Annotated in this window: 8 protein-coding genes; all 8 read left to right on the forward strand. The window is 28.9% G+C overall.

Going from position 1 to position 5,478, the window contains the following annotated elements; translation table 11 throughout:
* Window positions 1-259, forward strand: a 259-nt coding sequence (locus tag JJE11_RS13820; RefSeq protein ID WP_291636578.1) for a hypothetical protein, incomplete at its 5' end; no start/stop codon positions are given.
* Window positions 260-627: 368 nt separating this feature from the next.
* Window positions 628-1,185: an elongation factor P gene (gene efp / locus JJE11_RS13825; protein ID WP_291636580.1), complete on the forward strand. Its 558-nt coding sequence runs from the start codon at window positions 628-630 to the stop codon at window positions 1,183-1,185.
* A 166-nt stretch (window positions 1,186-1,351) separates the two neighbouring features.
* Window positions 1,352-2,272 carry a stage III sporulation protein AA gene (gene spoIIIAA / locus JJE11_RS13830; protein ID WP_291636582.1) on the forward strand — a complete coding sequence of 307 codons (921 nt, stop codon included), beginning with the start codon at window positions 1,352-1,354 and terminating at the stop codon, window positions 2,270-2,272.
* A gap of 1 nt (window position 2,273) precedes the next feature.
* Window positions 2,274-2,792 carry a stage III sporulation protein SpoIIIAB gene (gene spoIIIAB / locus JJE11_RS13835; RefSeq protein ID WP_291636585.1) on the forward strand — a complete coding sequence of 173 codons (519 nt, stop codon included), beginning with the start codon at window positions 2,274-2,276 and terminating at the stop codon, window positions 2,790-2,792.
* A 15-nt stretch (window positions 2,793-2,807) separates the two neighbouring features.
* Window positions 2,808-3,005 carry a stage III sporulation protein AC gene (gene spoIIIAC / locus JJE11_RS13840; protein WP_291636587.1) on the forward strand — a complete coding sequence of 66 codons (198 nt, stop codon included), beginning with the start codon at window positions 2,808-2,810 and terminating at the stop codon, window positions 3,003-3,005.
* Between the two features lie 67 nt (window positions 3,006-3,072).
* On the forward strand, window positions 3,073-3,456 hold the full coding sequence (spoIIIAD, locus tag JJE11_RS13845) for a stage III sporulation protein AD (protein WP_291636589.1): 384 nt from the start codon (window positions 3,073-3,075) through the stop codon (window positions 3,454-3,456).
* A 47-nt stretch (window positions 3,457-3,503) separates the two neighbouring features.
* Window positions 3,504-4,667, forward strand: coding sequence for a stage III sporulation protein AE (gene spoIIIAE, locus JJE11_RS13850; protein WP_291636591.1), 1,164 nt, complete (start codon window positions 3,504-3,506; stop codon window positions 4,665-4,667).
* A gap of 53 nt (window positions 4,668-4,720) precedes the next feature.
* The gene (gene spoIIIAF, locus JJE11_RS13855; RefSeq protein ID WP_291636594.1) at window positions 4,721-5,314 is read left to right on the forward strand and encodes a stage III sporulation protein AF; all 594 of its coding nucleotides are present in this window, start codon (window positions 4,721-4,723) and stop codon (window positions 5,312-5,314) included.
* Window positions 5,315-5,478 lie beyond the last annotated feature (164 nt).

Raw genomic sequence — 5,478 nt, forward strand, 5'->3', positions numbered from 1 at the left:
TACCGACTTAGAGAAATACGGATACGGTGATATATTGGAATGTTTAAGTAAAAATAAAGATTTTGAGGTTAAAGATATTAATATGATGGAAAATGAAAAATGTAATGTTGAAGTCAATTATATAGGAAATATAGAATTATTATATAGCTCCTTAAAATATTTAAATGAAAATAGAAATTTTTTAGGGATAAATAGTATTAGTATCAATAAAGATGCAAAAATTGCTAATATAAGCATAGATTTTAAAAAGAATAAGTAGTCTGGAGAATGAAGATATTTAGATTTTAGGGGCTTATTTAAATAAAAATAAAAGATTATTTAAATAATAAAATATTATATTTGCAAATATCATTAAGTTTTGATAAAATAATACTGTTCGACTGTGTTGTTTATGAAACGAACAGTATAGAAGAACTAATTTTAACATTATGAGAATTGAAAATTAATTCTAAATATATGAATAGGTAGATATGTACAATTATAGAAGTTGATATTGATTTAAGAAAAAATCGGTATTTATTTACGATAAATCGTATTGATTTACGAATAAATTGTATTGATTTACCTAATAAGGTTATAATATAAATGGGTTAATTGAATTATTAATGAATTTTGGAGGGATACTTAATGATATCAGCAGGTGATATAAGAAAAGGAACTACATTTGATGAAGGTGGACAAGTTTACACAGTTATAGATTTTTTACATGTAAAACCGGGTAAGGGAGCTGCATTTGTTAGAACTAAGTTAAGAAACGTTATAAACTCAGGGGTTACAGAAAAAACATTTAACCCAACTACAAAATTACAAGAGGCAGTTATAGAAAGAAAGGAAATGCAATATTTATATGCAGCTGACGGGCTATACTACTTCATGGATCAAGAAACTTTTGAACAAATACCACTTAACTACGAAAAAGTTGAAGATGCAATAAAATATTTAAAAGAAAATATGTTTGCTATAATAAAATTTTATAAGGACGAGGCTTTCTCAGTAGAAGCTCCGAACTTTGTAGAATTACTTATAATAGCAACTGAACCAGGTGTTAAAGGTAATACATCTTCAAGTGTAACAAAACCAGCTACTGTAGAAACAGGAGCAATAATCCAAGTTCCAATGTTCGTTAATGAAGGTGAAACTATAAGAATAGATACTAGAAATGGTGATTACATGTTAAGAGTATAAATTTCCAATTAAAAAGAACCTATCAGGTTCTTTTTTTTTGTTCTTTTTTGAGATTAAATCCATATACTAAGTAAAATGAATTTGAATCTAGTTAGTAATTTTTTAATTTATTTGGAATATTTTAAGGGATTTCATAATAGAAATTATATATGAGAGGGTGAGGAAAATGTTAGCTACAAAAGAATTATTTGAAATATTACCTAAAACTATTAGAAGCAAATTAGAACAAGTTGATAAAATACATCAACTTGAAGAAATTAGAATAAAAGTAAACAAGCCTATGTTTATTCACATTGGTAGTAAAGAAGAAATTTGGGATTATATTGCGACGCCTGAGGATATAAAATACATAATGCAAAGAATAAGCAATTACTCAATATATGCCTTTGAAGATGAAATTAGGCAAGGATATATAACAATAAAAGGTGGGCATAGAGTTGGACTATGCGGGATTTGTGTTATTGAAAACAATAATATAAAAACTATTAAAGATATTTCATCTATAAATATAAGAGCATGTAAAGAAATTATTGGCTCTGCTGACAAAGTAATGCCTTATATTACTTATAATAATTCAGTTTACAATACAATTATTATATCACCACCTAAATGTGGTAAAACAACTTTACTTAGAGATATTTCGAGGCTTATATCCCAGGGGGATAAAGATAAAAATTTTCAAGGCAAAAATGTTTCTATAATTGATGAGAGGTCTGAAATAGCAGGCTCTTTTAAAGGAATACCTCAAATGGACGTGGGGGTACGGACGGATGTACTAGATAATTGTCCCAAGAGCCAAGGGATTATGATGGCGATTAGAAGTATGTCACCTGATGTGATAGTTTGTGATGAAATTGGCACGCAAAAGGATATGGAAAGTATTTTAATGGCATTAAACTCTGGAATTAGTTTAATTACAACTATTCATGGGTTTGGAATTGAAGATTTGTATAAAAGATTAGTTTTTAAAGATATTATGGAAAATTACGTTTTTAAGCGGGGAATAGTTCTTAGTAATAAAAAAGGAATTGGAACAATAGAACGTATTTATGATTTTACTAAAGGCATAGATTTGTGGAGGACATAGGATGATTAAAATAATTGCATGTATCGTAATTTTAGGTGCTTCAACTATGGCTGGATTTATATACAGTGAAAGGTTAAAAGATAGAGTTTTTCAGTTGAATGAAGTTCAAAGAGCGGTTTATCAACTTCAAAATGAAATAACATATGTACATGCTCTGTTACCTGATGCTTTTAAAAGTATAGCTAGTAAAAGTAAAGATCCTATAAAGGAACTTTTTAATAAGACCAGTGAATTATTATCTGACAATGAATATGAAAATGTATATGAAGCGATGAATAGTGCGATGAATTCGATGAAGAGTAAATTATCGCTAAATTCAGATGATATAAATGTTATTTTAGATTTGGCTAAAACTCTAGGAGAATCCGATATTGAAGGCCAGAACAGTATATTTACACTTATCATAGCAAATTTGAAAAAACAAATTATAATGTCAGAAGAATTTATGAACAAAAACATAAAAATGTATAGATATTTAGGTTTTTCTTTTGGGGCAATGCTGGTAATAGCATTAATATAGGGGGGAGGTTTTTAAGTGTTAGATGTAAGTTTGCTGTTTAAAATAGGGGCGACAGGTATTCTAATTATTATTATTGATAAGGTTTTAAAAAGTGGGGGCAAGGATGATATTGCAGTAGTTGCAAACTTAGCCGGGGTAATATTAATGCTAATAATGGTGATTGATCTTGTAAGTAAACTATTTAGTTCTGTAAAAACGTTATTTCAGTTTTAGGACAAGTAGGATAGTAATTTAAAATTGTTGTATTTAGGCATTTACAGAGACAAACAAGGGGGACATTATGGAAATAATTAAAGTTGTTGCCTTTGCTTTCATGGCATTATTTATTGTGCTTATATTTAAGGGCAGAAGGGATGATATAGCCATTCAGGTTAGTATTACAGCAGGAATATTGATTTTTTTATTTATGGTAAACAAACTTACGATAATAATGGGTTTTTTACAAACTCTAGCAAATAAGGCCAATATTGATGTTGTGTATTTAAACACAGTGTTCAAAATACTTGGAATTGCATATTTAGCTTCCTTTTGTAGTGAGATTTGTCGTGATGCTGGCGAGAATAGTATTGCAGCTAAGGTGGAATTTGCTGGGAAAATATTAATATTAGTTTTGGCAATACCAATCTTAATGGCAGTAATGCAATCCATTTTGAAAATAATGTAGAGTCATATTACAAAAAAATATTACTAATTTAAATGTAGAGGTGTAATATGAAAAAAATATTAATAATTTTACTGTTTTTAATATGTTTACCCATTAGTGTACAAGCATCGCAAATAGGAACAATGGGAACAACAACAATAGGAGAAAAGGAAGAAAAGGAAATAAATAATTTGTATGACTATATTAGCGATGTAAAAACAAAATATGAAATATTTAACGATATGGATCCACGAACTTTTGTTGAGGAATTTATGAAGACTGGTGAAAATGGTTTTAGTTTTAAAAATATATCTAATTATATAATTAAATTCACATTCAAAGAAGTCTTTGCATCCATGCAGATAATTGGCAGCCTTATGATTATTGCTATTGTTTGTGCACTGCTTAATAATCTTCAAAGTGCCTTTAATAATGAGAGTTTATCGAATATCGCTTATTTTGCTTGTTATGGTGTAATGATCGTGCTGATAACTAAAAGTTTCTATATAGGAGTGGAGCTAGCTAAAAATACAATTCTAGCTATGTCAGATTTTATGGCAGCACTTATGCCAGTTTTAATGATGCTGCTAGCTAGTGTGGGAGGATTTACACAAGCAGCTTTACTCGACCCTGTAATAATGGGTTTCGCTACTGTAAGTTCTAGAATTTATGTGGATATTCTTATTCCTATAATATTTATGAGTTTCGTACTACAATTTGTTAAAAATATATCTAGTGACTATAAGATAGATAATCTGACAAAGCTTTTAAAGCAAATTGCTATTTGGGTTCAAGGAATAGTGATGACAGTGTTTATTGCGGTAATTACTCTAAGAAGCATAGCAGCAAAAACTATAGATCAAGTTACTATTAAGACAGCAAAATTTGCAGTAGATACTTTTGTGCCTGTAGTTGGGAAATGTCTATCTGATGCAATTTCTACAGTGGCTGGATACTCGCTTCTTTTAAAAAATGCAATAAGTGGGTTAGGCCTAGTTATTCTTATAATAATAGTTTTATTCCCTATTATAAAACTGCTAATTATGGCTTTCTTATATAAAGTGGCAGCCGCACTAATTGAACCAGTAAGTGACAGTCGTACTGTAGACTGTATAAATTCAGTAGGAGATTCTATTATTCTTTTAATGTCTTGTGTAATATCAGTAAGTGTAATGTTTTTCATAATGGTTGCAATAATAGCTTCCACTGGAAAAGGCATAATAATGGGCTAGAAAATCTAACAAATTATTAGTTGTAATCTTATTTTAAAGGGGGTGGTCATAATTTGATAGCAGGATTAAAAGTCTGGATAACCAACATTACTATCGCTATATTTTTTATTACAGCAGTAGAGATGATTTTACCAGATAATAATATGAAAAAATATGCCAAATTTGTATTAGGACTGATGTTAATTGTGGTAATTATAAACCCTATAATTAAGATTTTTGATAAGAACTTTGATTTATATTCATATTCCAATAAAGCGGTTATTTATATGGATAGCAGTACCGCGGAAACAAACGTTAAAAAATATCAAGAAATTAACATAGTAAATACAGCTAATAATTTCAGAAATAATTTAGAGAGTGAATGCATTACAAATTTAGAAGAGGTTTATCCAGAAAATCAGTACAATGCTGATATAGAGATTGTCTACGATGATGAAAAGCAAGTATTCAATATTAATAAAGTTGAAATTGGGATTGTAGATAAGGAGGTTAGAAACATTAAGAATATAGTAATAGATACAAAGAGTGTGAATGCATCTACAAGAAGCATTATAAAGGGTGAACAAGGGGATAAAATAAAGAGACTTTTAAGTAGTAAATTCAAAATATCAGGTGGCATTATTACTGTTTATAAATTAGATCCATAAAACATATGAGTATTAATTGGTATGTTAACTATTATTTATCTGAATGTGCCTAAGATTAAAAATAAGAAATGAGGGGGGATTTTTATGAACAATGATAATTTACTTAGTAAATTTACTGAGTATATTAAAACAAAATTGAATACGCATGATGATGCCAACAAAAA

Origin of the sequence: Clostridium sp. (genome assembly GCF_016650095.1) — a bacterium.
Lineage (GTDB): Bacteria > Bacillota > Clostridia > Clostridiales > Clostridiaceae > Clostridium_AD.